This is a genomic window from Streptomyces hokutonensis (assembly GCF_000376565.1).
GTDB lineage: Bacteria > Actinomycetota > Actinomycetes > Streptomycetales > Streptomycetaceae > Streptomyces > Streptomyces hokutonensis.
The window spans coordinates 22762-48874 of the sequence record NZ_BARG01000028.1 but is presented as its reverse complement, the minus strand read 5'-3'; the positions used below and the strand labels follow the sequence as shown (position 1 = coordinate 48874).

The window sequence follows — 26113 nt, the reverse complement described above, 5'->3', positions numbered from 1 at the left end:
GTTATCAGGGGCGCGGGACCGTGTCGATTTGCCGCTCCGCCGCACGGGCGCGCCCACAGCAGCCGATCGCCCACTTCACAACAGGGCGTGCGCTATCAGGGGCGCGGGGAACTGCGCGACCGGCCACGACGCACCCGCAGCCGCGAACCGGCAGAAGCCCCTCCCCAGTAGGCGCAGCCTTTCAGCCGAGCCTCCCCGGATCATCCGCCGCAGCCGCAGGCAACGCGGCACGCGGCCGCTGCCACCCCCGAGACCCCCGCGCCAGCAACCACGCCGTCATGTCCTCCGGCGGCATCGCCGCAGCGACCAGCCACCCCTGTACGGCGTCGCAGCCCAGGTCCCGCAACCGCTCCCACGTCTCGTCGTCCTCGACACCCTCCGCGACGACGAGAAGCCCGAGCGAGTGCGCGAGATCCACCGTGCACCGCACGATCTCCGCGTCCTCCGTGTCCACCGCGAGCCGCGCCACGAACGACCGGTCGATCTTCAACTCGCTGACGGGGAGCCGTCGTAGATGCACAAGGGACGAGTACCCCGTGCCGAAGTCGTCGAGGGACATCTTGACGCCGTGGCCGGTCAGGCCGTTGAGCGTGTCGGCGGCGCGCTGGGGGTCCTCCAGGAGGACGTGCTCGGTTATCTCCAGCTGGAGCGAGCCCGCCGGGACACCGTGCCGGGCGAGGCGCGCGGCGACCGAGCCCGCGAATCCGGGGGTGTGCACATCGCGCGGGGAGACGTTGACCGCGACCGGTACGAAGAGGCCCTGAGCCCGCCACCTGGCGACCTGGGCGAGGGCCGTGTCGAGCACGTACTCGGTGAGATGGGGCATCAGACCGGACGACTCGGCGATCGCTATGAACTCGTCCGGCGGCACCTTCCCGCGCTCGGGATGCACCCACCGCACCAGCGCCTCGAGGCCGGCGACCTGGCCGTCGAAGCGGACCTTGGGCTGGTAGTGGACCTGCACCTCGTGCGCGTCGAGGGCACGGCGCAGATCACCGAGGAGGCCGAGCCGGTCGGGGGTGTTGGAGTCCCGCTTGGACTCGTAGACCTCCACGCCCGTACGGTCCCGCTTCGCCTGGTACATCGCGACGTCCGCCCGGCGCAGCAGTCCCTCGGCGTCGAGGGCGTGGTCGGGGAAGACGGCGACGCCCGCGCTGGCCTCCAGGACGAGGGTGAGCCCGTCGAGGTCGAGCGGGGAGCTGAGCGCGGCGACGAGGTTGCGGGCGACCCGGGTCGCGGACGTCGTGGAGTCGGCGACGGGCAGCAGTACGGCGAACTCGTCGCCGCCGAGCCGCGCGGCCTCCGCCCCGCGCGGCAGCGCCACCCGCAGCCGGTCGGCTATCTGCAACAGCAGCCGGTCACCGGCCAGATGACCGAGAGTGTCGTTGACCGATCGGAACCGGTCGAGGTCGATCAGCATGAGCGCGGCCTTGGCGCCGATGCGTTCGGCGTCGTCCAGGGCGGTCCAGATGCGCTCCAGGAGCCACTGCCGGTTGGGCAGCCCGGTCAGCGGGTCGCGCAGTTGCTCCTCGGCCCTGGCGCGGGCCATCCACAGCGTGGAGTCGAGGGCTATGAGCGGGATCGAGAAGAGGGGCAGCAGGACCGGCTGGGCGACCGCGACCACACAGATCAGCGGGGCGATGCCGAGCAGGGCGACCGCGACAAGGCCCTGTCTGAGCAGGGCGGTGCGGGCGACGGTGGGCAGTCCGCCGTGGCGCGGGGCGTGCAGGTACCAGAGCAGGGTGCGGGTCACGGCGAGATAGGCGAGGGCGACCAGGATCACTTCGGGGGCGGTGTAGACCGTCCAGGTGTCCGGGTTCCACGGCTTCTCGACGGACGGCACCCGGCCGAACGCGCCGAGGACGAGCGCTCCGGCGGCTATGCCGAGGATGTCGACCGCGCCGTGCAGCACGCCCTGGCGCCAGCGGTTGCGGCGGGCTATGCCGACCAGGACGACGACGGTGAGGCTGACCATGCCCGCGGCGACCCAGCCGTAGAGCAGCAGGACGCCGAGGGTGAGGGCGGCGCCCGAGCCGGTGCCGCCCCACCAGCGGGCGCGGCCGAGGGCGACCAGGTGGCCGACGATGATGCCGGTGAGGACGGCCAGCGACCAGCCGACGGTGCCGGACGGGAAGAGCGCATGGTCGCCGGTGAACGCGCGGAAGAAGCCGGCACCCAGGACGAAGCCGGCCGCGGCCACCACCGCCGTGGGCAGCGCGGGCCAGTTGAGGTGCCGTCCGCTTTCGCCGCCCGGCAGTGCGGAGGCGTGGTTGGCGGAGAGCGGTGCGTCGTGGCGCGCGTCCGGTGTGGAGTACTGTCCGGTGGCGCGCGGCTGGGTGCTGCCCGGACGCTCCACGGGGCGCGCTCCCCAACGACTCTCCCGCCAGGCGCCGGTGAGCCGGCGCAGGAGTGAGTCCGGGGGCGCGCTCTCGGTCGGTTCCATTCCCGTCCCTCTCACAGCCGGCGGTGCCCACGCCACGCGGTCCGATGCCCGACTTCCATCAACGGAACCGCGTTTGGAAAACCCTTCCCCTTGCTCACCAAGAGCAGGGGGTTGCCCCAACCGCAGCTGGGCACGGCAGGTGCACACCTCAACAGTAGGCCGCAGAAGGCTTCCACGGGCAGCGGTCGTAGACGGTTGCCCGAATGCGACCCGGCCACCCGTATGCATCTGGTATGCGCCGATCGGGTGGCCTTCAACCGCTGCTCCTCGCTACTCCTCGGCCGGAAGCGCGACTTCGGCGGCCGCCTCGGGGCCCTGTTCCAGCAGAACGGTGAAGCCGTCCTCGTTCAGAACCGGCACCTTGACCTGCATCGCCTTGTCGTACTTGGAACCAGGATTGTCACCTACGACGACGAAAGACGTCTTCTTCGAAACAGAACCGGTCACTTTCGCTCCCCGGCTCTGCAGGGCGTCCTTCGCCCCGTCCCGCGTGAAGTGTTCGAGTGTGCCGGTCACGACGACGGTCAGTCCTTCGAGCGGACGCGGGCCCTCGTCCTCGCCGGACCCCTCGTCCTCCATCCGGACCCCGGCCGCCCGCCACTTGCGCAGGATCTCCTGGTGCCAGTCCTCGGCGAACCACTCCTTGAGGGAGGCGGCGATGATCGGCCCGACGCCGTCCGTGTTCGCCAGCTCCACCTCGTCGGCCTGCTCGATACGCTCGATCGAGCGGAACTCGCGGGCCAGCGCCTCGGCGGCGACCGGGCCGACATGACGGATCGACAGGCCGGTGAGGATGCGGGCGAGCGGGCTCTCCTTGGCCGCCGCGATGGTCTCCAGCATCGCGAGCGCGTTCTTCTTCGGCTCGCCCTGCTGGTTGGCGAAGACCGTCGCGATCTTCTCCTCGCCGGTCTTCGGGTCGCGCTTGGGCAGCCCGCTGTCCTGGTCGAGGACGTACGCCTTGATGGGCAGCAACTGCTCGATGGTGAGGCCGAACAGGTCGCCCTCGTCCTTCAGCGGCGGCTCCGCCGGCTCCAGCGGCTTGGTGAGGGCGGCGGCCGACACATAGCCGAAGTGGTCGATGTCCAGCGCCTTGCGGCCCGCGAGGTAGAAGAGCCGCTCCCTCAACTGGGCAGGGCAGGTGCGGGCGTTCGGGCAGCGGAGGTCGATGTCGCCCTCCTTCATGGGCCGCAGCGGCGTACCGCACTCGGGGCACTCGGCGGGCATCACGAACTCCCGCTCGCTGCCGTCGCGCAGATCGGCGACCGGGCCGAGGATCTCCGGGATCACGTCACCGGCCTTGCGCAGCACCACCGTGTCGCCGATGAGGACGCCCTTGGCCTTGACGACCTCCTGGTTGTGCAGCGTCGCGAACTCGACCTCCGAGCCGGCCACCGTGACCGGCTCGACCTGGGCGTACGGCGTCACCCGGCCCGTACGGCCCACGCCCACGCGGATGTTGACCAGCTTGGTGTTGACCTCCTCGGGCGCGTACTTCCACGCGATCGCCCAGCGCGGGGCGCGGGAGGTGGAGCCGAGGCGTCCCTGGAGGGGGATCTCGTCGAGCTTGACGACCACGCCGTCGATCTCGTGTGCGACGGAGTGCCGGTTCTCGCCGTAGTACCGGATGAACTCCCGTACGCCGTCGAGGTCGTCGACCACCCTGTTGTGCGAGGAGGTGGGCAGGCCCCAGGTCTTGAGGAGGTCGTACGCCTCGGAGAGGCGGGTGAGGGGGTCGAAGCCCTCCAGGGCGCCGATGCCGTGCACGACCATGTGCAGCGGGCGGCCTGCGGTGACGCGCGGGTCCTTCTGGCGGAGTGAACCCGCCGCCGCGTTACGGGGGTTGGCGAAGGGCTTGTCGCCGGCCTCGACCAGGCGGGCGTTGAGCTCCTCGAACTTCTCCATCGGGAAGTAGACCTCGCCGCGGATCTCCACGAGGTCGGGCACGCGCTCGCCGGTCAGCCGGTCCGGGATCTCGGCGATCGTCCGGACGTTGGGCGTGATGTCCTCGCCCGTACGGCCGTCGCCGCGGGTCGCCGCGCGCGTGAGGCGGCCCTGCTCATACGTCAGGTTGACGGCGAGGCCGTCGACCTTCAGCTCGCACAGGAAGTGGTAGTCGGAGGCGCCGACGTCCTTGTGGACGCGCTCGGCCCAGGCCGCCAGCTCCAGGTCCTCGAAGGCGTTGTCCAGGGAGAGCATGCGGGAGCGGTGGACGACGGAGGTGAACTCCGTCTCGTACGCCCCCGCGACCTTCTGCGTCGGGGAGTCCGGCGTGCGCAGCTCCGGGTACTCCTCCTCCAACGCCTCGAGAGAGCGCAGGAGTTTGTCGAACTCCGCGTCGCTGACGACCGGGGCGTCGTTCACGTAGTAACGGAAGCGGTGCTCCTCGATCTGCTCAGCGAGCTGCGCGTGCTTCTCCCGTGCCGCTGCGGGCACCGCCGTCTCCGCTTCCTTGTCGCCGGCCACCGTGTCGTCCTTCCGTCACTCAGGGTTGTCCGCGAGGGATCTCGCCGCCCGGACGCAGTGGGCGAGAGCATGGCGCGCGTACTCGGGGGAAGCCCCCGCGAGTCCGCACGCCGGGGTGATGGTGACCGCCTCCGCGAGCAGTCCCGGTCGCAGCCCCAGCCTGCGCCACAGCGTCCTGACACCCATGACGCTACCGGCAGGGTCTGACAATGCGGTGTCCGTGCCCGGCACGACACCGGCGAAGAGCCGGGTGCCGGCCTCGACCGCCTCGCCGATCACGTCGTCGTCACGCTCGGTGAGGAGCGAGAAGTCGAAGGAGACCCCGGCGGCACCCGCCCGACGCAGCAGGGCGAACGGCACGTCCGGCGCGCAGGAGTGCACGACGACCGGGCCGTTCGCGTGCACTCCGACGACCTCGCGGAGGGTACTCTCGACGAGTTGGCGGTCTACGGCGCGGTAGGTGCGGTAGCCGCTGGCGGATCTGACGTGTCCGCGCAGTACGCCGATCAGGGACGGCTCGTCGAGCTGCAGCACGATCTGGGCGCCGGGGACGCGGCGTTGGACCTCGGCGAGGTGGTTGCGCAGGCCCTCGGCGAGCGAGCCGGCGAGGTCGCGGCAGGCGCCGGGGTCGGAGAGCACGGCCTCGCCGTTCCTCAACTCCAGGCCGGCGGCAAGCGTCCAGGGCCCCACGGCCTGCACCTTGAGTGGTCCCTCGTAGCCCTGCGTGAACTCCTCGAACGCGTCGAGGTCCTCCCCCAGCCACGCCCACGCCCGCTTGGTGTCCCGCCCCGGCCGGTCCCCGATCCGCCAACCGCTGGGCTCCACGCGCGCGTACACCTCGACGAGCAGCCCGATGGTCCGCCCGATCATGTCCGCACCGGGCCCCCGAGCGGGCAGCTCGGGCAGAAACGGAAAGTCCTCGAAGGCCCCGGTCGCGGTCTTGGCGGCCTCCCGGGCATCGCCTCCGGGCAGGGAACCGACACCGGTGGCCGGACCGAAGCTGAACTGGCTGTTGTTGCTCACCCCGGCAGCCTACGGAACCCTGGGGCAGGGATGACGCCCCCGGGCTTCAGCGCATCCGGATGCCGTGCCGCTCCAGGAACGCGACCAGCCGCTCCGGATCCGCCACCTCCAGGTTGTTCCGGAATCGGCCGCGCTCCCAGGAGACGTCCGTCTCGCCGTGCACGCTGCCACTCCCGATGAACTCGCACTCCGCGTCGAGAAGCGCAATGGTCACGCTGCCGTGGCAGCGGCAGATGTCGTTCGCGAACTCGCCGGTCGTGGTGAGAGCCCGCAGTTCCGCGACGTCCTCGGGGTCGAAGACCTCGCCACAGATCCTTCGCTCGGCGAGCGGCCCGCCGTTGTCGCCGCCTACGAGGACCAACGCGGCCTCCGTCCGACCCCAGACCTCGTCGAGCCAGTCCCGGACCTCCGCGCCGTTCGCCCCGCGCGATCGCTCCGGCCCCGTCACCTTCCGGGTCACCTTCCCGGCCGCACCGTCAGGTCGTTGACCTCCGCGTCCGCCGGCAGGTCGATCGCCATGAGGATCGTCGTGGCGACGGACTCGGGGTCGATCCACTGGGAGGGGTCGTAGGGCTTGCCCTCCTGCTGGTGGACCTTGGCCTGCATGGGGCCGGCGGTGCGGCCGGGGTAGACGGAGGTGACGCGGACGCCGTTGGGGTGTTCCTCGTGGCGGAGGGAGTCCGCCAGGGCCTTCAGCCCGTGCTTGGAGGCGGCGTACGCGGACCAGTCGGCGCTCGCCCGCAGGCCCGCGCCGGAGTTGACGAAGAGCACGTGGCCGCGGGCCGCGCGGAGTTGGGGCAGGAAGTGACGGGTCAGTTCGGCGGGCGCGACCAGGTTGACGTTGAGCTGGTGGTGCCAGGTCTTCGGGGTCAGCTCGCCCACCGGGCCGAGGTCGACCACCCCCGCGATGTGCAGGAGCGTGTCCACCCGGTCGGGCAGGCTCTGGTGGGAGAACGCCCAGCTGAGCCGGTCGGGGTCCGCGAGGTCGCCGACCAGGGTGCGCGCCCCGGGGTACTCCGCCGCCAGTTCCATCGCGCGGCCCGCGTCGCGCGCGTGGAGCACGAGGTCGTCCCCGCGCGCGTGCAGCCGGCGGGCGACGGCCGCGCCGATGCCGGAACCGGCCCCGGTGATCACATGTGTAGCCATGCCCGCCATGTTCGCATCAGTGGATGCCGAGAGACTCCTCCAGGTAGGCCAGCGCCCCCACCGGCTCCTCCGCGAAGAACACCAGGTCGGTGAGCGGGACGGGCAGGAACCCTTCGTCCTCCATGCGCCGGAACTGGGTCTTCAGGCCGTCGTAGAAGCCCGCCGTGTTCAGGAGCACCACCGGCTTGTCGGTGTGGCCGTGCTTCTTCAGCTCCAGGATCTCGGTGGCCTCGTCCAGCGTCCCGGTGCCGCCCACCATGATCACCACGGCGTCGGCCTTCTCCAGGAGCAGCTTCTTTCGTTCGGCGAGGTCGGCCGCGATCACCATCTCGTCGGCGCCCGCGCGGGTCTTCGCCGCCAGGAAGGTCACCGAGACGCCCACCAGCCGTCCGCCTGCGGCCTGTACGCCGTCCGCGACCACCTTCATCAGGCCGACGTCCGAACCGCCCCACACGAGCGTGTGGCCGCCCTTGCCGAGCAGTTCGGCGAACTCCCGCGCGGGGCGCGTGTAGCGCTCGTCCAGGTCGGCGGCGGAGAGAAAGACACAGATCTTCATATCCGTCACCGTACGCGGGAAGAACCCAGGGCCCGCGAGTGCTTTTCCGGTATGGCTGACGGACACACGATCACGATCGAGCAGGGCGACCGGCGCGTACGCGTCGTCCACGGCGACCAGGTGCTGGCGGAGAGCGACCGCCCCCTCGTCCTGAAGGAGACCGGCTGTCCCGTGCGCTACTACCTCCCCCCGGAGGACGTGCGCCTGGACCTCCTGACCCCCTCCGAGACCCACACCCACTGCCCCTTCAAGGGCGACGCCTCCTACTGGTCGCTCCCGGACGCGACCGACCTGGTGTGGGCGTACCCCGACCCCAAGCCCGACGTGGCGCAGATCAAGGACCACCTCTGCTTCTACGAAGTAGAAGTGTTGTGACCGATTAGTCCGCAGCCCTGCGGCAGTCTCCAGGGCATGGACAAGAAGACTGTTTCGCGCGACGGCACCGCCATCGCGTACGAACGCATCGGTGCGGGCCCGCCCGTCGTCCTGGTCGGTGGCGCGATGACGACGGGCGACGGCCTGCTGCCGCTCGCCGCGCAGCTCGCGCACCGGTTCGGGGCGGTCCCGTACGACCGCCGGGGCCGGGGCTCCAGCGGCGACACGGCGCCGTTCGCGGTGGCCCGGGAGGTCGAGGACCTCGCGGCGCTGATCGACGCCGTGGGCGGCAGCGCGGCCCTCTACGGCCACTCGTCGGGCGGTGCGCTCGTCCTGCACGCGGTGGCGAGCGGCCTGCCCGTCACCCAGGTCGCCCTCTACGAGCCGCCGTTCGCCCTCGACGCGTCCGGCGCCAAGGAGCGCGCCGAGTACACCGGGCGCCTCACGGAACTGCTCGCCGAGGGCCGCCACGGCGACGCCGTCGAGCTGTTCATGGCGCTCACCGGCGCACCCCCGGAGATGATCGAGGGCGCCCGCCGCTCCCCCATGTGGCCCGGCATGGAGGCCATCGCCCCGACCCTCGCCTACGACGACGCGGCGATGGGCGACGGTCTGGTCCCGGCGGACCGGCTGGCGTCCCTGTCCGTCCCGCTGCTCACGATCGCGGGCGGCGCGAGCGCCGAGTGGATGCGGGAGGCCGCGCGGGCGGTCGCGGACGCGGCGCCGGAGGGGACGTACCGCACCCTGGACGGTCAGACCCACATGGTGGACCCGACCGCCCTGGCGCCGCTGCTCACGGAGTTCTTCACGCGCTGACCCACGGGACGACCACTCCCCGAAGGGTCACGCCATCGCCGTCGCCGCCCGCACAGTCGTCGCGATCGTCGCCGACCCCACCACGCGCGTGTCGTCGTACAGCACGATCGCCTGCCCGGGGGCGACACCCCGGACCGGCTCGCTGAACGTCACCTCCAGGGTGCCGTCGACGAGTTCGGCGGTGACCTCGGTCTCGCCGCCGTGGGCGCGGAGCTGGGCGGTGTAGGTGCCGGGGCCGGTCGGGGCCGTGCCGCACCAGCGGGGGCGGACGGCGGTCAGGGCGCTGACGTCCAGGGAGGCGGCCGGGCCGACCGTCACCGTGTTGTTCACCGGGGAGATGTCCAGGACGTAGCGCGGCTTGCCGTCGGCGGCCGGGGTGCCGATGCGCAGGCCCTTGCGCTGGCCGATGGTGAAGCCGTACGCGCCTTCGTGGGAGCCGACGACCGTGCCGGACTCGTCGACGATGTCGCCCTCGGCCTTGCCCAGGCGGCCCGCGAGGAAGCCCTGGGTGTCGCCGTCGGCGATGAAGCAGATGTCGTGCGAGTCGGGCTTCTTGGCGACGGCGAGGCCGCGGCGCTCGGCCTCCGCGCGGATCTCGTCCTTCGTCGTCACCGTGTCGCCGAGCGGGAAGAGGGCGTGCGCCAGCTGCCGCTCGTCCAGGACGCCGAGGACGTAGGACTGGTCCTTGGCCATGTCGGAGGCGCGGTGCAGTGCGCGGGTGCCGTCCTCGTTGACGATCACCTGGGCGTAGTGGCCGGTGCAGACGGCGTCGAAGCCGAGGGCGAGGGCCTTGTCGAGGAGCGCGGCGAACTTGATCTTCTCGTTGCAGCGCAGGCAGGGGTTCGGGGTGCGGCCGGCCTCGTACTCGGCGACGAAGTCCTCGACGACGTCCTCGCGGAAGCGGTCGGCGAGGTCCCAGACGTAGAACGGGATGCCGATGACGTCGGCGGCGCGGCGGGCGTCCCGTGAGTCCTCGATGGTGCAACAGCCACGCGCGCCCGTGCGGAACGATTGCGGGTTCGCGGAGAGCGCGAGGTGGACGCCGGTCACGTCGTGGCCGGCTTCGGCGGCGCGGGCGGCGGCGACGGCGGAGTCCACGCCGCCGGACATGGCGGCGAGTACGCGAAGGGGGCGGGGGCGCTGCGAGGTCTCAGTCATAACCCTTCCAGGGTACGGGTCGCCGGGAACCGGGACCCGCGAGTATCCGTTGAAGATCGCATGGGGGAGACACAGGGCGGGCACACGGAGACCGCGCGAGGGGTCACGGGCCGGCGGGCGCTGCTGATCGGCGGCGCCGCGGCCGCCGTGGGGACGGCCGCGCTGGCGCGGGACGAGCTGGCGCGGCTGTGGTGGCGGCTGCCCGGGGTGGAGAAGCCGCGGGTGGCGGGCGCGGTGGACTTCCGGGGCGCGCAGTGGGTGTCGGCGTCGTCGGCGAACTACCGGCGGGCGGACCGGCCGGACGACTACGGGATAGACATGGTGGTCATCCATGTCACCCAGGGCAGTTTCCCCAGCGCGGTGAAGGTCTTCCAGGACCCCGCGCACGGGGCGGCGGCGCACTACATCGTGCGCAAGGACGGACACATCACGCAGATGATCCGCGAGCTCGACGTGGCCTTCCACGCGGGCAACCGGGAGTACAACGAACGCAGTGTCGGCATCGAGCACGAGGGCTTCGTGGAGGAGGCCTCGTCGTTCACCGACGCGATGTACGCGGCCTCCGCGCGGCTGACGGCCGGGATATGCCGGCGGTACGGAATCCCGGTCGACCGGAAGCACGTCATCGGGCACGTGGAGGTGCCGGGGACCGATCACACGGACCCCGGGCGGTACTGGGACTGGGACCGGTACATGGCGCTCGTAAGGCGGGCACACCGGACAGGGGTGTGACTCGGGTCACACTCGGCTTTGGCTATGAGTCGTTTCAGTCACGGCGGTGTCCGATGCGTCCCCTGCTCGGGATGTGACCTGGGGTACGCCAACTCGCCTTGCGTCGCAGGGGAGTTGTGAAGGGATCGCGCACGCTTACCTTTCACAGATTGCCGTGCTCACTGCTAACTACTGCTCAGTTTTTACACAGGCCTTAGGTCAAATCTCTGGCGCCATGACACACACCAGTGAGCCCGCGTCCCAAGCAAACAGCGACAGCAAGGGCAACCACCGCAAATCCACGGCCGAGAAGCGCGAGCACAGCAAGGGCGGTGCCGCCCGGGGCAAGGGTGTGCACCGGCGCAAGTTCCTCGGCGGAATGGCCGGGGCCGGCATCGCGGCGGTGGCCGCCGCCGGAGGTGCCTTCTCCCTGCTGAACGACGCGGCGAAGAACAAGGCGTCCGCGGCGGACACCACCCTCACCATCCCGGACCTGCTGGAGGGCACCACCTCCGACGGCACCACCACCTTCACGCTGGAGGCCAAGACCGGCACCCACGAGGTGATCTCGGGCGTCACCAGCAGCACGATGGGCTACAACCAGGACTTCCTGGGCCCGACCATGAAGTGGACCAACGGCGACGTGGTCCTCCTCAACATCACCAACGACATCGGTGAGGACACGACGGTCCACTTCCACGGCGCCCACGTCCCCGCGAAGATGGACGGCGGCCCGCAGGTCGCCTTCGCCGACGGCGAGACCTGGTCCCCCACGTTCACCGTCAAGGACCCGGCCACCACGCTCTGGTACCACCCGCACGCCCTCGGCACCACCGCCAAGCAGGCCGTGCACGGCCTCGCCGGGATGATCATCGTCGAGGACTCCACGGACGCGTCCGCCGCGCTGCCCAGCGACTACGGCGTCGACGACATCCCGCTCATCTTCCAGTCCCTGGCCGTCGACACCGACGGAGACATCAAGTACGACGCGGCCGGCTACCGGCTGAGCACGACCACCTTCCCCCTCCTGGTCAACGGCACCAACGTGGACTCCACCACGCTCGGTTTCACCGCCACCAAGACCCGGACCCGCTTCCGCGCGCTGAACGCCTCGCCGTCCGACATCATCGTGATCCAGCGCAGCGACGGCGGCACCCTCACCCAGATCAGCACGGACCAGGGCTATCTGACCGAGGCCACCGAGGTGACCACGATCCGTCTGGTGGCCGGCGCCCGCGCCGAATTCACCATGGACCTCACCGCGGACGCCACCCTCCAGGCCGTGATCACCACCGGCTGGATCCGCGGCGGCAGCGGCACGTACGACTTCCTCGCGATCACGGCCAGCGGCTCCGACACCCCGGACGACCTGCCCAGCACCCTCAACACCATCGACCGCTACGACACGAGCGACTTCACCGCCCGGACGATCACCCTGGGCCAGAACGGCGCCACCATGCTGATCAACGGGTCGGCGGGCACGACCATGGCCGCGATGGCGATGATCAGTACGACGGTCGGCTCGAAGGAGATCTGGACGATCCAGAACTCGACCCAGCTGGAGCACTCGTTCCACCTGCACGACGTGCCGTATCAGCTGATCTCCGTCAACGGCGAGGATCCCACCGGGGTCCAGCTCGGCTGGTACGACACCTACGAGGTGGTCGGTGGCGGTTCGATCAAGATCGCCATGGAGTTCACCGACTTCTCCGACGACACCTACATGTACATGCTCCACTGCCATCTGCTGCAGCACGAGGACGAGGGCATGATGGCCTCCCTCATGGTGACGGGCGACGACACGAGCACCACCACGACCGACACCGACGACTCCACGGCCACGGCCAGTGCGAGCGCCTCCGCGAGTGCCAGCGCCTCGGCGACCGCGACGGACGACTCGACCGCCACGGCGACCGCGAGCGCGAGCGCGACGGACGACTAGAGCCTGTCCGGCGTGTGCCTCCCCCGTGGACGCCGGGCACCTGTTGCCGGGGAGAGTCGGCGGACTCTCCCCGGTTCTTCGCGTGTGCGGGTCAGGTCAGCCCGGCGGCGCGGGCGCGTTCCACCGCCGGGGCGATCGCCTTCGCCACGGCCTCGACGTCGGCCTCCGTGGAGGTGTGGCCGAGGGAGAAGCGCAGGGTGCCGCGGGCCAGGTCCGGGTCGGTGCCGGTGGCGAGCAGGACATGGCTGGGCTGGGCGACGCCCGCCGTGCAGGCCGAGCCGGTGGAGCACTCGATGCCCTGGGCGTCCAGCAGCAGGAGCAGGGAGTCGCCCTCGCAGCCGGGGAACGTGAAGTGGGCGTTGGCGGGGAGCCGGTTCACCGGGTCCCCGCCGAGGATCGCGTCCGGGACCGCCGTACGGACGGCCGTGACGAGGTTGTCGCGGAGGGCGCCGATCTCGTGGGCGAACCACTCGCGCTGCTCCGCGGCGAGGCGGCCGGCGACGGCGAAGGAGGCGATGGCGGGGACGTCGAGGGTGCCGGAGCGGACATGGCGCTCCTGACCGCCGCCGTGCAGGACGGGTACGGGGGTGTACTCCCGGCCGAGAAGCAGGGCGCCGATGCCGTACGGCCCGCCGATCTTGTGGCCGGAGACCGTCATCGCGGCGAGCCCGGAGGCGGCGAAGTCGACCGGGACCTGGCCGAAGGCCTGCACCGCGTCGGCGTGCAGCGGTACGCCGAACTCCTGGGCCACATCGGCGAGTTCGCGGACCGGCAGGACCGTACCGATCTCGTTGTTGGCCCACATCACGGTGGCCAGGGCGACGTCGTCGGGGTTGCGGGCGATCGCCTCGCGCAGCACCTCGGGGTGGACACGGCCGTAGGAGTCGACCGGGAGGTACTCGACGGTGGCGCCCTCGTGCTCGCCGAGCCAGTGGACGGCGTCCAGGACGGCGTGGTGCTCGACGGGGCTGGCCAGTACCCGGGTGCGGGCCGGGTCGGCGTCGCGGCGGGACCAGTACAGGCCCTTCACCGCGAGGTTGTCGGCCTCGGTGCCGCCGGAGGTGAACACCACCTCGCTGGGGCGGGCGCCGAGCGCTTCGGCGAGGGTCTCCCGGGACTCTTCGACCGTACGGCGGGCCTTGCGGCCGGAGGCGTGGAGGGAGGAGGCGTTGCCCGTGATGCTCAGGTGGGCCGTCATCGCCTCGACTGCCTCGGGAAGCATCGGGGTGGTCGCGGCGTGGTCGAGGTATGCCATGGTGCCGCCGATTCTACGGTCCCCGGCGGCGACCCCGGAGGGGTGGGCGGGCCTAGAAGTTCCAGGAGACGGTGCTGTCGAGCTGCATGAAGGCGACGAGGACCAGCAGATCGGCGATGCCGAGCCCGAGGCCGAGGAGGGCCCGGCCGCGGCGGGCGGTGCCGCGCCAGAGGGCCGCGCCGGCCAGGGCGATGGCGATCGGGCCGAGGAAGACGTTGAGGACGAGCAGGCCGACGAGGCCGAGGATGAAGGACGCGACGGCCATGCCGTCGGCGTCACGGCGGCCGGTGGCCTTGAAGTCGGTGCTGCTGCTGGTTGCCGGTGCGGTGAGTTGCATGGTGGTTCGGCTCCCGAGGATCGGGTGGGCGGATGGACGGGCGGTCAGTTGGCGGACGTACGGCCGCGGCGGCCGTGCCGCTCGCGGAGCGCGAAGATGCCCAGCCATACGGCGATGACGGTGGCGGCGACGGCGGTGAAGGCGAACGACGCGTGGGCCACGGTGCCCATCACGACGCCGAACAGCAGGAGTGCTGCGACGAGGACCAGCATGGGATGACTCCCCCTCCGAGACGACTTGAGCAGACTCTCGTTACATTTCGGTGAACGGTTGTAGTAACACTTGTTCACTGACTTTGAGTCTAGCGTCTCCGACGGCTTTTCAATTCCGGAGAACAGTTGTTAACTGGATGACATGAGTCACACCCTCGGCATCCGGCAGGTACAGAAGCAGAAGACCCGACAGGCGTTGCTGGACGCCGCGTTGGGGCTGCTGGAGGAGCAGAGCCTGAGCAGCCTGGGCCTGCGCGAGGTCACCCGCGCGGTCGGCGTCGCCCCGACCGCCTTCTACCGGCACTTCCGCTCCACGGCCGACCTCGGGGTGGCGCTCGTCGAGGAGGCGCTCGGCAGCCTGCACCCGATGATCCGTCAGACGGTGGCGACGGCGGAGGACAGCGACCAACGCATCGTGCGCGCCGTCCGGTTGATCGCCGACCACGTGGACGCCCACCCGGCCCACGTCCGCTTCCTGGCCCGCGAGCGGCACGGCGGGGTGCAGCCGGTACGGGAGGCCATCCGGGACCAACTCGCCCGGTTCGCCGAGGAGGTGAAGGCCGAACTCGCCAAGGACCCGGAGTCCGGCGGCTGGAACGACTCCGACCTGCTGATGCTGGCCCACCTCTACGTCGACCAGATGCTCATCACGGCCTCGCTCTTCCTGGAGGCGCGGGAGACCTCCGACGTCGAGCACGAGCGCGAGCGGGTGACCCGACTCGCCACCCGCCAGATGCGGTTGATCAGCGTGGGCCGCCGGCACTGGCTCGGCTGAGGCGGTACCGGCCGCGGGCATACGGCAGGGGCGGCGCTCCCGGTGTACGGGTGCGCCGCCCCTGCCGTGCGGAGAGCGGTCAGCCCTGCTGCGGGGCCCCGCTCATCTGGCCACCGCCCGGACCTCCGCCGCACCCGCCGCCAGGGCCGCCGCCCTGGCCGCCTCCGCCGCCGGGACCACCGCTCGGCATGCCGGAGGCGTTGCCGGTCGGCATGCCCGTCGGCCGACCCGAGGCCGCGGCGCCCGTGGGCGCACCGGAGGGGGCGCCGGACGGGGCACCGCTGGGCCGCGCCGTGGCGTTGCCGGTCGGTGCGGAACAGGACTGTGTGGAGCCGGAGTTGGCGCTGCCGGAGGACGACGAGGAGTCGCTCGACCCGCAGGCCGCGAGGGCCAGGGGCGAGAGCGCCAGCAGGGCCACTGCGGGGAGGAGACGCGCACGCTTCATGAGAAACAGCTCCAAAAACGATGAGGATGCCTTGTGGCGGGAACTCAATCAACGCCCCTTAGGGCTTCCTTGTCGGCGCCCTGTCCTCACCCTGTGCGCCAGGTAAAGAGCAGCTCAAGTGAACGCCCTGACCTGCGACTTCACTATCGGGCCTCGCCTACTCGCTGGTACAGCTCCGTGACAGAAGCGGCCGCCGCGATCACTTCCGCCCGCGCCTCGGGCGGCGATACGACCTCCAACGCGTCGGCGAACTGGAGCAGTTGACGCGCCTCGCGGACGACGCCGTAGGTCAGCCGGACCGTCACCCACTCGTTCTCCCCCTCGTCGTCGGGGAGTTCGGCCAGTGAGGAGGCGTTGAGGCGCAGGAACATGTCGAGGCGGGAGCGGCGGACCCGGACGGTGACGTCGAGTCCGCCGGGGCGTTCCTCCACCTGACGGCGCAACTCCTCCCAGGCGTCGGCGAGTTCGACGCCCGGGCGGCGCCGCACCGGGTCGGGCAGGAGGGTGGCCGAGTGCACGCGGTCGGCGCGGAAGAGGCGGGGGCGGGCGCGGCGGTCGGCGACGAGATACCAGACGCCGGCCTTGGAGACGAGGCCGTACGGATCGACGGTGTAGGTGCTGGGCTCCTTCGCGCCGCTGTGCCGGTAGCGCAGCCGCAGCCGCCGGTCGGTGAAGACCGCGTCCTGCAACACGTCGAGATCCACGGCGGGTTGGGGCCCGCCCTTCCAGCGGGTGGCGTCGACGAGGATGCGCCGGGAGGTCACCTCGGCGGCCGGGCGGTACGGCGCCGGCAGCGCGGCCATCACCTTGCGCAGCGCGGAACCGAGGGCGGCGTCGAGGCCGAGCGCCGCGTGGGCGCCCTGCGCGGCCAGGATGAACAGGGCGCGCGACTCGTCGGCGGTCAGTCCCGTGACGTCCGTACGGAACCCGGCGAGCAGCTCGATCCCGCCGTGCCGCCCGCGCTCGGCGTACACCGGCACCCCGGAGGCGGACAGCGCCTCGACGTCCCGGTAGATGGTCCGCACCGACACCTCCAGCCGGTCGGCGAGTTCGTGCGCGGGGACGCGGCCACGGGTCTGCAGGAGCAGCAGGATGGAGAGGAGTCGGTCGGCCTTCACTCCCCCAGGATCCGCCGCCCTGAAAGCCGGCGCAAATGTTGACGGAATCTGTCAGGTTATGGGTCCAGCATCAGGGCCATGAACACAAACGCCACGGACCCCCGCCCCCTCTACACCCGCGCCACCGAGCAGGCCGCCGCGCTGATCAGGACGGTACGGCCGGAGCAGCTGGCCGGTCCCACCCCGTGCACGGAGTTCGACGTACGGATCCTGCTGAGCCATATCGTCGGCGGCACCCTGCGCATCGCGACGATCGGCGAGGGCGGCGACGGACTCGCCGTACACCCCTTCGTGGACGGAGTCGCCGACGAGGGCTGGCCGGCCGCGTACGACGAGGCCCGCGTCCGGGTCCTCAAGGCCTGGGCGGACGACGCCCGGCTGGACGCGCCGGTGCGTGTCCCGTGGGGCGAGGCACCGGGCCGTGCGGCCCTCTCCGGCTACCTCATGGAGAACGTCACCCACACCTGGGACCTCTCCGAGTCCCTCGGCCACCCCCTCGAACTCGACCCGGAACTCGCCGAGTTCGCCCTCGCCATCGCCCACCGCGTCCTGCCGGACGAGCAGCGCGACGCGGACACCCCCTTCGACACGGCCCGGCCGACCCCCGAAAAGGCGGACGCCTACGGCCAGTTGGCGGCCTGGCTGGGAAGGAAGCCGCTCGGCTGAGTCGGGCGGCGGCCGTGCCACACGGTCAGCGGCCGGACAACGGCAGGGTCTCGTCCACACCTGTGACCCCGCCGGGCTCCCTTCCCGCCGGCCCAGCCGTCATCCGAAGGAGGCGCCCTCCGCCCGCAGTTGACGGCCACTCCCGGGACCCGAGCCGGTGGGCCGGGCCCGGCGCAGGTCGGGCAATCCGCTGTGGCGCACCGGCGGACACCAACCGCCTCTCCACAGCCGCCCTCCGTCGGCAGTTGGCGACCGACCCCGGGACCCGAGCCGATCGGCCGAGCCCGGCGCAAGTCGGACGATCCGCTGTGACGTGCCGACGGCGCCTGTCACCTCGGCACACCCGTCATCCGAAGGAAGCGCCTTCCGCCCCCAGTTGGCGGCCGACCCCGAGACCCGAGCCGGACGGCCGGACACGGCGCAGATCGGGCAATCTGCTGCGGCGCGCCGGTGCACACCAGCCGCCTCGCCACAGCCCTCCGCCGAAGGCAGCACCCTCCGCCGACAGTTGGCGGCCGGTCCCGGGGCCCAAGCCGGTCGGCCGGACCCGGTGCAGGTCGAGCGATCTGCTGCGGGGCACCGGCAGACACCAGCCGCCTCGCCACACCCGCCCCCGAAAAGGGCCGCGCGCCAAACCGCGGTCGGCGGCCCGGGCAGGCGGGTGGGTCCGGCCGTTGCTCCCGTCACACGCCGTCGTCACCGGCCTGCCGTCGGCGCCGTGCGCATGCCAGCCGGCCCGGAACCGATCCGGTTCGCGCCTGTTGCCCCGAAGGGGCCCGACCAGGATCGGAGTCGGCCGCCCCGCCGGACCGGCACACGCTCAGTTCAGCCTCGCCCGTGCCAACTGCCGTGACTGGGCGACCAGTCGGTCCGTGCTGTCCCAGACCTCCGCGTCCTCCTCCAGGAAGCCGCCGGCCAGGTTGCGGGTGGTGATCGAGATCCGCAGCGGGCCCGGTGCCGGGCGGGAGCGGACGTGGACGGTGAGTTCGACCGTGGGGACCCAGCCCTTGAGGCCGATCTCGAAGGCGGTCGGGGGGAGCGCGTCCACTGCCAGGAGGAGGGAGAGCGGGTCCGCGTCGCGGCCGTCGGCGAGGCCGAACCAGGAGCGCATCTCGCCCTTGCCGGAGGGGGAGCCGAGGGCCCAGCCGAGGGTGGAGGGGTCGAGCTTGAGCATCAGGCGGTCGGCGATGGCCGAGCTGCCGGAGACCGGGGCGGGCCCGTCTTCCGGGCCGAAGCACTGGTCCATGGGCGGGAACGCGGGGGGCTTCGCCGTAGTGCGGACGTCGTCCGGGAGGGCGTCCAGGTCGCCGTAGGAGGCGAGGACGCGGATGCGTTCCACCTCGCGCCCCTGGTCGTCGTACTGGAAGAGGGAGGCCTGGCCGGTGGAGAGGGTGCGGCCGGTGCGGACCACGTCCGTGCGGACGACGGCGGGGCCCGGCTGGGACGCCGTGAGGTAGTGCGCGGAGATCGTGAACGGGTCGGGGTGCGGGAGCGCGTCCGCCAGGGCTCGGCCCAGGACGGACAGGAGGTAGCCGCCGTTGACCGCGTTGATGATCGTCCAGCCGGCCGAGAGGTCGATGTCGTAGACGCCCGGGGCGCGACGGGTGACCGCCGTGTCGCGGTCGAACTCACTGTCACCGATCACGGCCCGCGTGGCCGCCGGTGCGGAAGCTGCTTCTGGCATACGTGAACCGTACAATAGGTAATTACTAAGCGGTAGCTTTGGTGTTGCGGGCATATGAAAACACCGACTGGTCGGGTGAGGTTCCGGCAATTTCTTGGTAAGTGTCCGTACTCGTCCGTGACCCAGGGCCCGTGATCCCCCTCTTTGGGGACATGAGCCTCACCGGGACTCCGTTCCTCTACACCGCCGTCGTGCTGACGATCGTCGCCCTCATACTGCCGCTCGTGCTGTGGTCGCGGATGCGCGGCCCCAAGGCCGTACGCGTGGCGGCGCGGGCCCTGATGCTGCTGTTCGCGCAGGCCACGGCCGTCACCCTGGTCTTCGTCATGGTCAACAACGAGAACAACCTCTACGACAACTGGGCCGACCTCCTCGGCACCGGCAACCACGTCCAGCAGGCCGCTAACCTCGGCAAGAACGGCACCGGCAACATCTCGCTGAACCGGCTGCCCAAGGTCAAGCAGGACTTCTCCCCCGCCGAGGGCCCGGGCATGCGCGCGGACGGCGGCGTGGAGGTCACCCAGCTCAAGGGCCAGGTCTCGGGCGTCAATGCCGAGGTGTACGTGTGGCTGCCGCCGCAGTACAAGGAGGCCGCCTACCGGAACCACAAGTTCCCGGTCGTCGAGCTGCTGCCGGGCTATCCCGGTTCGGCGAAGGCCTGGTTCGGGTCGCTGCACGCCACCGAGCAGCTGGCGCCGCTGATGAAGAGCGGGCGGGTCGCGCCGTTCATCCTGGTCGCGCCGCGCACCAATCTGCTGGCCGGCGTCGACACCGGCTGCGCCAACATCACCGGCACGGTCAACGCCGACACCTGGCTGAGCGTCGACGTACCGAAGATGGTCATGGACAACTTCCGCGCGCAGCCCGCCCCTTCGGGCTGGGCGGTGGCCGGCTACTCGGCCGGGGCGCACTGCGCGGTCAAGCTGGCGGTGGCCCACCCGGACCGCTACCGCGCGGCCGTCGGCATGTCCGGTTACAACGACCCGATCGCGGAACGCAATTCACTCGCCGCGGCGAGCCAGACCCTGCGCGCCGAGAACAACCCGTACCTGCTGCTGAAGGCCAAGCGGACGCCGCCCGCGATCGCGCTGTACATCTCCGGCGAGTCCGGCGACGGCTATGAGGCGGGCACCGCCCTGGCGTCGGTCGCGAAGGCGCCGACGACCGTGCACGTGGTGTTCCTGCCGCGCAGCGACGGCGGTCACACGATGGCGCTGTGGCGGCCGCAGGTGAAGGCGGTCTTCCGCTGGCTGACCCTGGAGATGGGCAAGAACCACCCGCACGCGAAGACCAGCGGCGCTACTCCTCACGGACGGTCGAACGCCGGTTCCACGCACGCGGAGCTCGCCAGTGGAACCGCATCGCGAGCAGGCGCAACACGAAAGCGGTGACGACCGCGAGCCCGCTGGTGAACGGGCCCAGCACGTCGTAGCGGATGCACAGGGCGACCATGGTGGCGCCGACGATCGCGGGTACCGCGTACAGATCGCGGTCCCAGCGCAGCAGGGACGGAGTCTCGTTGGCCAGCACGTCCCGCAGCACACCGCCTCCGACGGCGGACCCGAGACCGAGGGCCACCGAGGCGGTCAGACCGAGCCCGTAGTCGTACGCCTTCACCGTGCCGGTGACGCAGAACAGGCCGAGGCCGGCCGCGTCGAAGACGTTGACCCCGGTCTGGATCCGCTCCACCTGCGGGTGCAGGAAGAACACGAGCAGGGCGGCGAGGAAGGGAGTGACGAAGTACCCCAGATCCGTGAAGGCGGCCGGGGGCACCGCCCCGATGACGAGGTCCCGGAACACCCCTCCGCCCAGCGCGGTGACCTCGGCGAGCACGGCGATGCCGAACACGTCGAAGTTCTTGCGGACGGCCAGCAGCGCGCCGGAGATGGCGAACACGAAGATGCCGACGAGGTCGAGCGTGTGCTGGACGGAGGGGCTGAACAGTTGCTGAAGCACACCGCATTGTCACCCGTGGGTCGTCAGAGGGTGGGCTTGCCCGGTGTGTAGAGCCAGGTCTGGAACAGGTCGTCGAGCTGCTGGCCGCTGATCTTCTCGGCCAGCTCGATGAAGTCCGCGGTGCTCGCGTTGCCGTAGCGGTGCAGCTTCGTCCAGGTGGGCAGGAGCTTGAAGAACGCGGTGTCGCCGATGCGTTCGCGGAGCATCTGGAGGGTCATCGCGCCGCGCTGGTAGACGGCGGAGGCGAACATCGTGTCGCGCTGCGGGTCGGCGACCACGGTCTGCCAGAAGGCGGCGTCGGCCGGGCGGGCGTTGTAGCCGGCCAGGAACGAGTCGTGCGCGGTGCGGGTGCCCTGGTGCTCGGCCCACAGCCACTGGGCGTAGGTCGCGAAGCCCTCGTTGAGCCAGATGTCCTTCCAGTGCGCGACCGACACGGAGTCGCCGAACCACTGGTGGGCCAGCTCGTGCACGATCGTCGTCTCGCTGCGCACGGCCGAGTAGGCGGGCTTGGTCTGCACTTCCAGCGAGAACCCCGCCTCCGGCATGTCGTCGACGATCGCGCCGGTCTCCTCGAAGGGGTACGGCCCGAAGACCTGCGACCAGTAGTCGGTGGCGGCGGCCGTCACGGCGTACACGTCGACGCTGTTGCTGTTGGCGAGGACCGGGTCGATGGCGACGTAGATCGGGGTGCCGCCGGGGGTCGTCCCCGTCCTCACGTCGAACTTCCCGATGGTGGCGGTGGCGAGATAGGTCGCCATCGGCCTGCTCTCGCGCCAGTGGGTGTACGTCGAGTCGCCCTTGTCGTACGTCGAGACGAGGCGGCCGTTGGAGACTCCGGTGAGGCCCTTGGGCGCCTTGATGCGGATGTCGTAGGTGGCCTTGTCGGACGGGTGGTCGCTGGAGGGGAACCAGGTGGAGGCGGCGTTGGGTTCGCAGGCGACGAAGACCCCGTCGGCGGTCTTCATCCAGCCGTAGTCGGAGCCGAACACGATGGGGCCGTTGAGGGGTTCGGGCACACCGCCGTAGGTGACGGCGACCGTGAAGTCCTTGCCCTTGCGGAGGAAGTCCCGTGGCGTGATGCGCAGTTCGTCGCCGGTGCGGGTGAACTGGGCCCGTCTGCCGTTCACTTCGACCTTGGTGACCTCCAGCTTCTGCAGGTCCAGGTCGAAGGAGGAGAGGTTCTGGGTGGCGCGGGCGGTGAGGGTCGTACGGCCGTCGAGGCGGTCGGTGTCGGGGTTGTAGGCCACGTCGAGGGCGTAGTGCCGGGCGTCGAAGCCGCCGTTGCCGAGTTCCGGGAAGTAGCTGTCACCGATGCCGTCGGCGCCGGGGGTGGGGGCGGAGGAGGCGGCTATGACAAGAAAAGAGGCCGCCGCGGTGGCGAGGGCCCCTAAACGTGCCGACCGGGAGAGTGCCATGAGTCGTCCCTTCGGGTGCGTTTCCGATCAGTCGGACACGCTCGACCCTGCCCCCGCCCCGTACGTCATGTACATGACTTTACCAACTTGTCATGCGTCACAGGGTAGTTGACCGTGACACCCGAAGGCCCCGGCGACCTGGACCGGTCACCGGGGCCTTCGGACGGTCTGATTCCGTGCTACTTCTCTTCGCCGGTCTCCGGCTCCGCGGCATCCACCACGGGCTCCGCGGCCTCCTCGGAGAGCGTGGCCGCCACCGCCGCCGACGTCTCCGCCGACTCCTGCAGGGCCGTCTCGCCGAGGAGCTTCTCGGCCTCCTTCGCGACCGACAGCAGGACCGTGTCCTGCGGGGCCTGGTCCGCGAAGTTCTCCGGGTGGTGGCAGGCGACCTGCTGGCCGGGCTGCAGCTGAAGGAGCGGCGGCTCGGTCGTCGTGCAGATCTGCGTCGCCTTCCAGCACCGGGTGTGGAAACGGCAGCCGCTCGGCGGCGAGATCGGCGAGGGAACGTCGCCCTGGAGCAGGATGCGGTCGCTCTTCGCGTTCTTCCGCCGCGGGTCCGGGATCGGCACCGCCGACATCAGCGCCTTGGTGTACGGGTGCATCGGCGCCTTGTACAGCAGCTCGCGGTCGGCCAGCTCGACGATCTTGCCGAGGTACATGACCGCGATCCGGTCCGAGACATGCCGGACCACCGAGAGGTCGTGCGCGATGATCACATACGTCAGGCCGAGCTCCTGCTGGAGGTCGTCCAGCAGGTTCACCACCTGCGCCTGGATCGACACGTCGAGCGCGGAGACCGGCTCGTCCGCCACGACCAGCCGCGGGTTCAGGGCGAGCGCGCGGGCGATGCCGATGCGCTGGCGCTGACCGCCGGAGAACTCGTGCGGATAGCGGTTGTAGTGCTCGGGGTTGAGCCCGACCACCTCGAGCAGCCGCTGCACTTCCTTCTTGATGCCGCCCTCGGGCTCGACGCCCTGGAGCTTGAAGGGAGCGCCGACGATCGTGCCGATGGTGTGGCGCGGGTTCAGCGACGAGTACGGGTCCTGGAAGATCATCTGCACATTGCGGCGCAGCGGACGCATGCCGCTCACACCGAGGTGCGTGATGTCCTTGCCCTCGAACTCGATCTTTCCGCCGGTCGGCTCCAGCAGCCGGGTGATCAGCCGGCCCATCGTCGACTTGCCGCAGCCCGACTCGCCGACGACGCCCAGCGTCTCGCCGGACCTGACCTCGAAGTCGAGGCCGTCGACCGCGTGCACGGCGCCGACCTGCCGCTGCAGCAGGCCCTTCTTGATCGGGAAGTGCTTCTGCAGCCCGGTCACCTTCAGCAGGACCTCGCCGGGGGCGGGGTTCTTGGTGAGGGTCCCGCCCTGCAACTGCGGCTCGTCGGCCTGCGCGGGAATCGTCACCGCTTTCTCGTCGTCACTCACAGCTTCGGCGCAATCTCTTCGGTCCAGATACGCTCCCGCTGTTCCTTGCCCAGGTGGCAGGCGGCCCAGTGCCGGGTGCCGACCTCGGCCAGCTCGGGGCGGACGGTGCGGGTGACGTTGTCCTTCGGGAGGTCCGCGTACGGGCAGCGCGGGTTGAAGGCGCAGCCGGACGGGATGTTGATCAGCGAGGGCGGGGAGCCCTTGACCGGGATCAGCCGGTCCTGCTGCTCACGGTCGAGCCGCGGCATCGAACCGAGCAGACCCCAGGTGTAGGGGTGCCGGGGCTGGTAGAACACGTCCTCGGCCGGTCCCCGCTCGACACACCGGCCGCCGTACATCACCAGGATGTCGTCGGCCAGTTCGGCGACGACGCCCAGGTCGTGGGTGATGACGATGACCGCGGAGCCGAACTCCTTCTGCAGGTCCCGGATGAGGTCGAGGATCTGTGCCTGGACGGTCACGTCCAGGGCGGTCGTCGGCTCGTCCGCGATCAGCAGTTCGGGGTTGTTGACCAGCGACATCGCGATCATCGCGCGCTGGCGCATACCGCCGGAGAACTCGTGCGGGTAGCTGTCCACCCGCTTGTCCGGCTGCGGGATGCCCACCCGGTCGAGCATCTCGACCGCGCGGCGCCTGGCGGTCTTCTTGTCGACGTCGTGGTGGATCCGGTACGCCTCCACGATCTGCGCGCCGATCGTGTAGTACGGGTGCAGCGCGGAGAGCGGGTCCTGGAAGATCATCGACATCTGCCGGCCGCGCAGCTTGCGCACATGGTCGGGGTCGGCGGACAGCAGCTCGGTACCGTCCAGCCAGATCTCGCCGGAGATCTGCGCCTTGCGCTTGCCGTACTGGCCGGCGGTGTGCAGGCCCATGATGCCGAGCGAGGTCACCGACTTGCCGGAGCCGGACTCGCCCACGATGCCGAGGGTCTTGCCCTTCTCCAGCGAGAAGCTGAGCCCGTCGACGGACTTGACCAGGCCGTCGTCGGTGGGGAAGTGCACCTTGAGGTCGCGCACTTCCAGGAAGGCCGTGGGCGCGGGAGAGGCGTCCGTGGGTTCGCCCACGGCGGCCCCGCTCTTGCTGAGTTCCGTCATGAGAGCCTCACTCGGGGGTCGATCACGGCGTACAGGATGTCCACCACGAGGTTGGCAAGCAGCACCGCGAGAGAAGTGATCAGGGTGACGCCCAGAATAATGGGCAGGTCCTGGTTCTTGATGGCGGTGAGCACCGCCTGGCCGAGGCCGGGCAGGCTGAACGTCGTCTCGGTCAGGATCGCGCCACCGATGAGGGCACCGAGGTCCATGCCGAGCATGGTGAGGATCGGCGTCATCGTGGAGCGCATGGCGTGCTTGCCGATGACGACCTGTTCCTTGAGGCCCTTCGCGCGTGCCGTGCGGATGTAGTCCTCACCGAGGATCTCCAGCATGGTGGCGCGGGTGATACGGGCGTACATCGCGGCGTAGAGGAAGGCGAGGGTGATCCAGGGCAGGATCATGCCGCCCAGCCAGCCGGAGAAGCTCTGGTCCAGCGGCACGTACTGGCCGTTGATCCAGTTCAGCCCGTAACTGAAGATCGCCAGGGAGAGCAGACCCGTGAAGTAGATGGGCAGGGACACGCCACCGAGCGCGATCACCATGGCCGACCGGTCCCAGATCGTGCCCCGCTTGAGCGCGGAGAGCACACCCGCCGCGACACCGAAGACCAGCCACAGCACAGCGGCACCGAGCGCGAGTCCCAGGGTCACCGGGAAGCGGTCGGTGAGCACCGGCCATACGGACTGCTCGCTACGGAAGGAGTAGCCGAAGCACGGCGCGGCACAGTGGGTGACGTCGCCGCCGGCCGAGTAGGTGCGGCCGACGAAAATGCCCTTGAAGAAGTGCCAGACCTGGATGAAGATCGGGTCGCTCAGACCCAGCTTCTCCCGCACCGCCGCTACGGCATGAGGGTCGGCCTGCTTGCCCACGAAACTCGTGGCGATGTCCACGCCCGCCCACTTGGGGACGAGGAAGAAGATGCTGAAGACCACCAGGATGATGACGACCAGCATCACTGCGGCGGCGAACAGCCGCCTGATGAGGTAAGCGAGCACAGCTAACGGCCCGCTGCGGGACCGGGGCCACCGGAGGTCGTCCGGTGGCCCACGGCCCCGCCGCGCCGGCCTTCACCTGCCTTTCGTGCCGTACGGCG

The 26113-nt window shown here is 70.5% G+C and carries 25 protein-coding genes; 7 read left to right on the top strand and 18 right to left on the bottom strand.

Annotated elements, in window-relative coordinates:
- Positions 1-181 precede the first annotated feature (181 nt).
- The 6 genes from SSP08S_RS16060 to SSP08S_RS16035 all read right to left on the bottom strand — a co-directional run bounded on the left by SSP08S_RS16060 (position 182) and on the right by SSP08S_RS16035 (position 7631).
- The gene (locus SSP08S_RS16060) at positions 182-2443 is read right to left on the bottom strand and encodes a putative bifunctional diguanylate cyclase/phosphodiesterase (protein WP_019068644.1); all 2262 of its coding nucleotides are present in this window, start codon (positions 2441-2443) and stop codon (positions 182-184) included.
- Between the two features lie 270 nt (positions 2444-2713).
- Entirely contained in the window at positions 2714-4906 is a 2193-nt protein-coding gene (gene ligA, locus SSP08S_RS16055; protein WP_019068643.1) for an NAD-dependent DNA ligase LigA, read from the bottom strand.
- A 15-nt stretch (positions 4907-4921) separates the two neighbouring features.
- Positions 4922-5929 carry a methionine synthase gene (locus tag SSP08S_RS16050; protein WP_019068642.1) on the bottom strand — a complete coding sequence of 336 codons (1008 nt, stop codon included), beginning with the start codon at positions 5927-5929 and terminating at the stop codon, positions 4922-4924.
- 46 nt (positions 5930-5975) lie between these two features.
- Positions 5976-6377, bottom strand: coding sequence for a hypothetical protein (locus tag SSP08S_RS16045; protein ID WP_102133349.1), 402 nt, complete (start codon positions 6375-6377; stop codon positions 5976-5978).
- 8 nt (positions 6378-6385) lie between these two features.
- Positions 6386-7084 carry an SDR family oxidoreductase gene (locus SSP08S_RS16040; RefSeq protein WP_026178533.1) on the bottom strand — a complete coding sequence of 233 codons (699 nt, stop codon included), beginning with the start codon at positions 7082-7084 and terminating at the stop codon, positions 6386-6388.
- 7 nt (positions 7085-7091) lie between these two features.
- A complete protein-coding gene (locus tag SSP08S_RS16035) occupies positions 7092-7631 on the bottom strand; it encodes an LOG family protein (protein ID WP_019068639.1) in 540 nt (179 codons plus the stop codon).
- Between the two features lie 51 nt (positions 7632-7682).
- Between SSP08S_RS16035 and SSP08S_RS16030 the strand changes: the two genes are divergently transcribed.
- On the top strand, positions 7683-8006 hold the full coding sequence (locus SSP08S_RS16030) for a DUF427 domain-containing protein (RefSeq protein WP_019068638.1): 324 nt from the start codon (positions 7683-7685) through the stop codon (positions 8004-8006).
- Positions 8007-8042: 36 nt separating this feature from the next.
- Positions 8043-8822: an alpha/beta fold hydrolase gene (locus tag SSP08S_RS16025; RefSeq protein ID WP_019068637.1), complete on the top strand. Its 780-nt coding sequence runs from the start codon at positions 8043-8045 to the stop codon at positions 8820-8822.
- Between the two features lie 27 nt (positions 8823-8849).
- Here SSP08S_RS16025 and mnmA read toward each other — a convergent pair whose 3' ends face one another.
- Positions 8850-9980 carry a tRNA 2-thiouridine(34) synthase MnmA gene (mnmA, locus tag SSP08S_RS16020; RefSeq protein ID WP_019068636.1) on the bottom strand — a complete coding sequence of 377 codons (1131 nt, stop codon included), beginning with the start codon at positions 9978-9980 and terminating at the stop codon, positions 8850-8852.
- Between the two features lie 60 nt (positions 9981-10040).
- On the opposite strand from mnmA, the gene SSP08S_RS16015 reads away from it, so the two are divergent.
- Both SSP08S_RS16015 and SSP08S_RS16010 read left to right on the top strand, forming a co-directional pair.
- Positions 10041-10712 (top strand): N-acetylmuramoyl-L-alanine amidase, encoded by a 672-nt coding sequence (locus tag SSP08S_RS16015; protein ID WP_019068635.1) that lies wholly within the window; start codon positions 10041-10043, stop codon positions 10710-10712.
- 214 nt (positions 10713-10926) lie between these two features.
- Positions 10927-12633, top strand: coding sequence for a multicopper oxidase family protein (locus SSP08S_RS16010; RefSeq protein ID WP_019068634.1), 1707 nt, complete (start codon positions 10927-10929; stop codon positions 12631-12633).
- A gap of 91 nt (positions 12634-12724) precedes the next feature.
- On the opposite strand, the gene SSP08S_RS16005 is transcribed toward SSP08S_RS16010, so the two are convergent.
- The 3 genes from SSP08S_RS16005 to SSP08S_RS62545 are packed head-to-tail and all read right to left on the bottom strand — an operon-like array spanning position 12725 to position 14437.
- Positions 12725-13888, bottom strand: a complete 1164-nt coding sequence (locus SSP08S_RS16005) for a cysteine desulfurase family protein (protein WP_019068633.1) — start codon at positions 13886-13888, stop codon at positions 12725-12727.
- Between the two features lie 52 nt (positions 13889-13940).
- Positions 13941-14225, bottom strand: coding sequence for a hypothetical protein (locus SSP08S_RS16000; protein WP_019068632.1), 285 nt, complete (start codon positions 14223-14225; stop codon positions 13941-13943).
- A 44-nt stretch (positions 14226-14269) separates the two neighbouring features.
- Positions 14270-14437: a hypothetical protein gene (locus tag SSP08S_RS62545; protein ID WP_019068631.1), complete on the bottom strand. Its 168-nt coding sequence runs from the start codon at positions 14435-14437 to the stop codon at positions 14270-14272.
- A gap of 142 nt (positions 14438-14579) precedes the next feature.
- Here SSP08S_RS62545 and SSP08S_RS15990 point away from each other — a divergent pair, with 142 nt between their 5' ends.
- Positions 14580-15212 (top strand): TetR family transcriptional regulator, encoded by a 633-nt coding sequence (locus tag SSP08S_RS15990; RefSeq protein ID WP_019068630.1) that lies wholly within the window; start codon positions 14580-14582, stop codon positions 15210-15212.
- Positions 15213-15291: 79 nt separating this feature from the next.
- Here SSP08S_RS15990 and SSP08S_RS61070 read toward each other — a convergent pair whose 3' ends face one another.
- Both SSP08S_RS61070 and SSP08S_RS15980 read right to left on the bottom strand, forming a co-directional pair.
- Entirely contained in the window at positions 15292-15657 is a 366-nt protein-coding gene (locus tag SSP08S_RS61070; RefSeq protein WP_102133348.1) for a hypothetical protein, read from the bottom strand.
- Between the two features lie 143 nt (positions 15658-15800).
- A complete protein-coding gene (locus SSP08S_RS15980; RefSeq protein WP_019068628.1) occupies positions 15801-16775 on the bottom strand; it encodes a helix-turn-helix transcriptional regulator in 975 nt (324 codons plus the stop codon).
- A gap of 78 nt (positions 16776-16853) precedes the next feature.
- On the opposite strand from SSP08S_RS15980, the gene SSP08S_RS15975 reads away from it, so the two are divergent.
- On the top strand, positions 16854-17441 hold the full coding sequence (locus tag SSP08S_RS15975; protein ID WP_019068627.1) for a TIGR03086 family metal-binding protein: 588 nt from the start codon (positions 16854-16856) through the stop codon (positions 17439-17441).
- A gap of 820 nt (positions 17442-18261) precedes the next feature.
- Here SSP08S_RS15975 and SSP08S_RS15970 read toward each other — a convergent pair.
- On the bottom strand, positions 18262-19125 hold the full coding sequence (locus SSP08S_RS15970; RefSeq protein WP_026178532.1) for a thioesterase family protein: 864 nt from the start codon (positions 19123-19125) through the stop codon (positions 18262-18264).
- Positions 19126-19277: 152 nt separating this feature from the next.
- Here SSP08S_RS15970 and SSP08S_RS15965 point away from each other — a divergent pair, with 152 nt between their 5' ends.
- Entirely contained in the window at positions 19278-20516 is a 1239-nt protein-coding gene (locus SSP08S_RS15965) for an alpha/beta hydrolase (RefSeq protein WP_019068625.1), read from the top strand.
- Here the strand turns inward: SSP08S_RS15965 and SSP08S_RS15960 are convergent.
- From SSP08S_RS15960 to SSP08S_RS15940, 5 genes are all read right to left on the bottom strand, one after another.
- A complete protein-coding gene (locus SSP08S_RS15960) occupies positions 20425-21081 on the bottom strand; it encodes a trimeric intracellular cation channel family protein (protein WP_019068624.1) in 657 nt (218 codons plus the stop codon). The two genes, SSP08S_RS15965 and SSP08S_RS15960, sit on opposite strands and share 92 nt — an antisense overlap.
- A gap of 23 nt (positions 21082-21104) precedes the next feature.
- Positions 21105-22496: a M1 family metallopeptidase gene (locus SSP08S_RS15955; RefSeq protein ID WP_019068623.1), complete on the bottom strand. Its 1392-nt coding sequence runs from the start codon at positions 22494-22496 to the stop codon at positions 21105-21107.
- Between the two features lie 179 nt (positions 22497-22675).
- Positions 22676-23926 carry an ABC transporter ATP-binding protein gene (locus SSP08S_RS55370; RefSeq protein ID WP_019068622.1) on the bottom strand — a complete coding sequence of 417 codons (1251 nt, stop codon included), beginning with the start codon at positions 23924-23926 and terminating at the stop codon, positions 22676-22678.
- Positions 23923-25020: an ABC transporter ATP-binding protein gene (locus SSP08S_RS15945; RefSeq protein WP_019068621.1), complete on the bottom strand. Its 1098-nt coding sequence runs from the start codon at positions 25018-25020 to the stop codon at positions 23923-23925. The genes SSP08S_RS55370 and SSP08S_RS15945 overlap by 4 nt, the downstream gene beginning before the upstream one ends.
- Positions 25017-26015: an ABC transporter permease gene (locus tag SSP08S_RS15940; protein ID WP_019068620.1), complete on the bottom strand. Its 999-nt coding sequence runs from the start codon at positions 26013-26015 to the stop codon at positions 25017-25019. The genes SSP08S_RS15945 and SSP08S_RS15940 overlap by 4 nt, the downstream gene beginning before the upstream one ends.
- Positions 26016-26113: the final 98 nt, after the last annotated feature.

Bases quoted from the DNA above. Each gene is read 5' to 3' on its own strand.
- SSP08S_RS15955 (WP_019068623.1), bottom strand. From the start codon at position 22,496: ATGGCACTCTCCCGGTCGGCACGTTTAGGGGCCCTCGCCACCGCGGCG.
- SSP08S_RS16015 (WP_019068635.1), top strand. From the start codon at position 10,041: ATGGGGGAGACACAGGGCGGGCACACGGAGACCGCGCGAGGGGTCACG.
- SSP08S_RS15965 (WP_019068625.1), top strand. From the start codon at position 19,278: ATGAGCCTCACCGGGACTCCGTTCCTCTACACCGCCGTCGTGCTGACG.
- SSP08S_RS16030 (WP_019068638.1), top strand. From the start codon at position 7,683: ATGGCTGACGGACACACGATCACGATCGAGCAGGGCGACCGGCGCGTA.
- SSP08S_RS16000 (WP_019068632.1), bottom strand. From the start codon at position 14,225: ATGCAACTCACCGCACCGGCAACCAGCAGCAGCACCGACTTCAAGGCC.
- SSP08S_RS15990 (WP_019068630.1), top strand. From the start codon at position 14,580: ATGAGTCACACCCTCGGCATCCGGCAGGTACAGAAGCAGAAGACCCGA.
- SSP08S_RS15945 (WP_019068621.1), bottom strand. From the start codon at position 25,020: ATGACGGAACTCAGCAAGAGCGGGGCCGCCGTGGGCGAACCCACGGAC.
- mnmA (WP_019068636.1), bottom strand. From the start codon at position 9,980: ATGACTGAGACCTCGCAGCGCCCCCGCCCCCTTCGCGTACTCGCCGCC.
- SSP08S_RS16010 (WP_019068634.1), top strand. From the start codon at position 10,927: ATGACACACACCAGTGAGCCCGCGTCCCAAGCAAACAGCGACAGCAAG.
- SSP08S_RS61070 (WP_102133348.1), bottom strand. From the start codon at position 15,657: ATGAAGCGTGCGCGTCTCCTCCCCGCAGTGGCCCTGCTGGCGCTCTCG.
- SSP08S_RS16005 (WP_019068633.1), bottom strand. From the start codon at position 13,888: ATGGCATACCTCGACCACGCCGCGACCACCCCGATGCTTCCCGAGGCA.
- SSP08S_RS15975 (WP_019068627.1), top strand. From the start codon at position 16,854: ATGAACACAAACGCCACGGACCCCCGCCCCCTCTACACCCGCGCCACC.
- SSP08S_RS16025 (WP_019068637.1), top strand. From the start codon at position 8,043: ATGGACAAGAAGACTGTTTCGCGCGACGGCACCGCCATCGCGTACGAA.
- SSP08S_RS16040 (WP_026178533.1), bottom strand. From the start codon at position 7,084: ATGGCGGGCATGGCTACACATGTGATCACCGGGGCCGGTTCCGGCATC.
- SSP08S_RS15970 (WP_026178532.1), bottom strand. From the start codon at position 19,125: ATGCCAGAAGCAGCTTCCGCACCGGCGGCCACGCGGGCCGTGATCGGT.
- SSP08S_RS62545 (WP_019068631.1), bottom strand. From the start codon at position 14,437: ATGCTGGTCCTCGTCGCAGCACTCCTGCTGTTCGGCGTCGTGATGGGC.
- SSP08S_RS16060 (WP_019068644.1), bottom strand. From the start codon at position 2,443: ATGGAACCGACCGAGAGCGCGCCCCCGGACTCACTCCTGCGCCGGCTC.
- SSP08S_RS16035 (WP_019068639.1), bottom strand. From the start codon at position 7,631: ATGAAGATCTGTGTCTTTCTCTCCGCCGCCGACCTGGACGAGCGCTAC.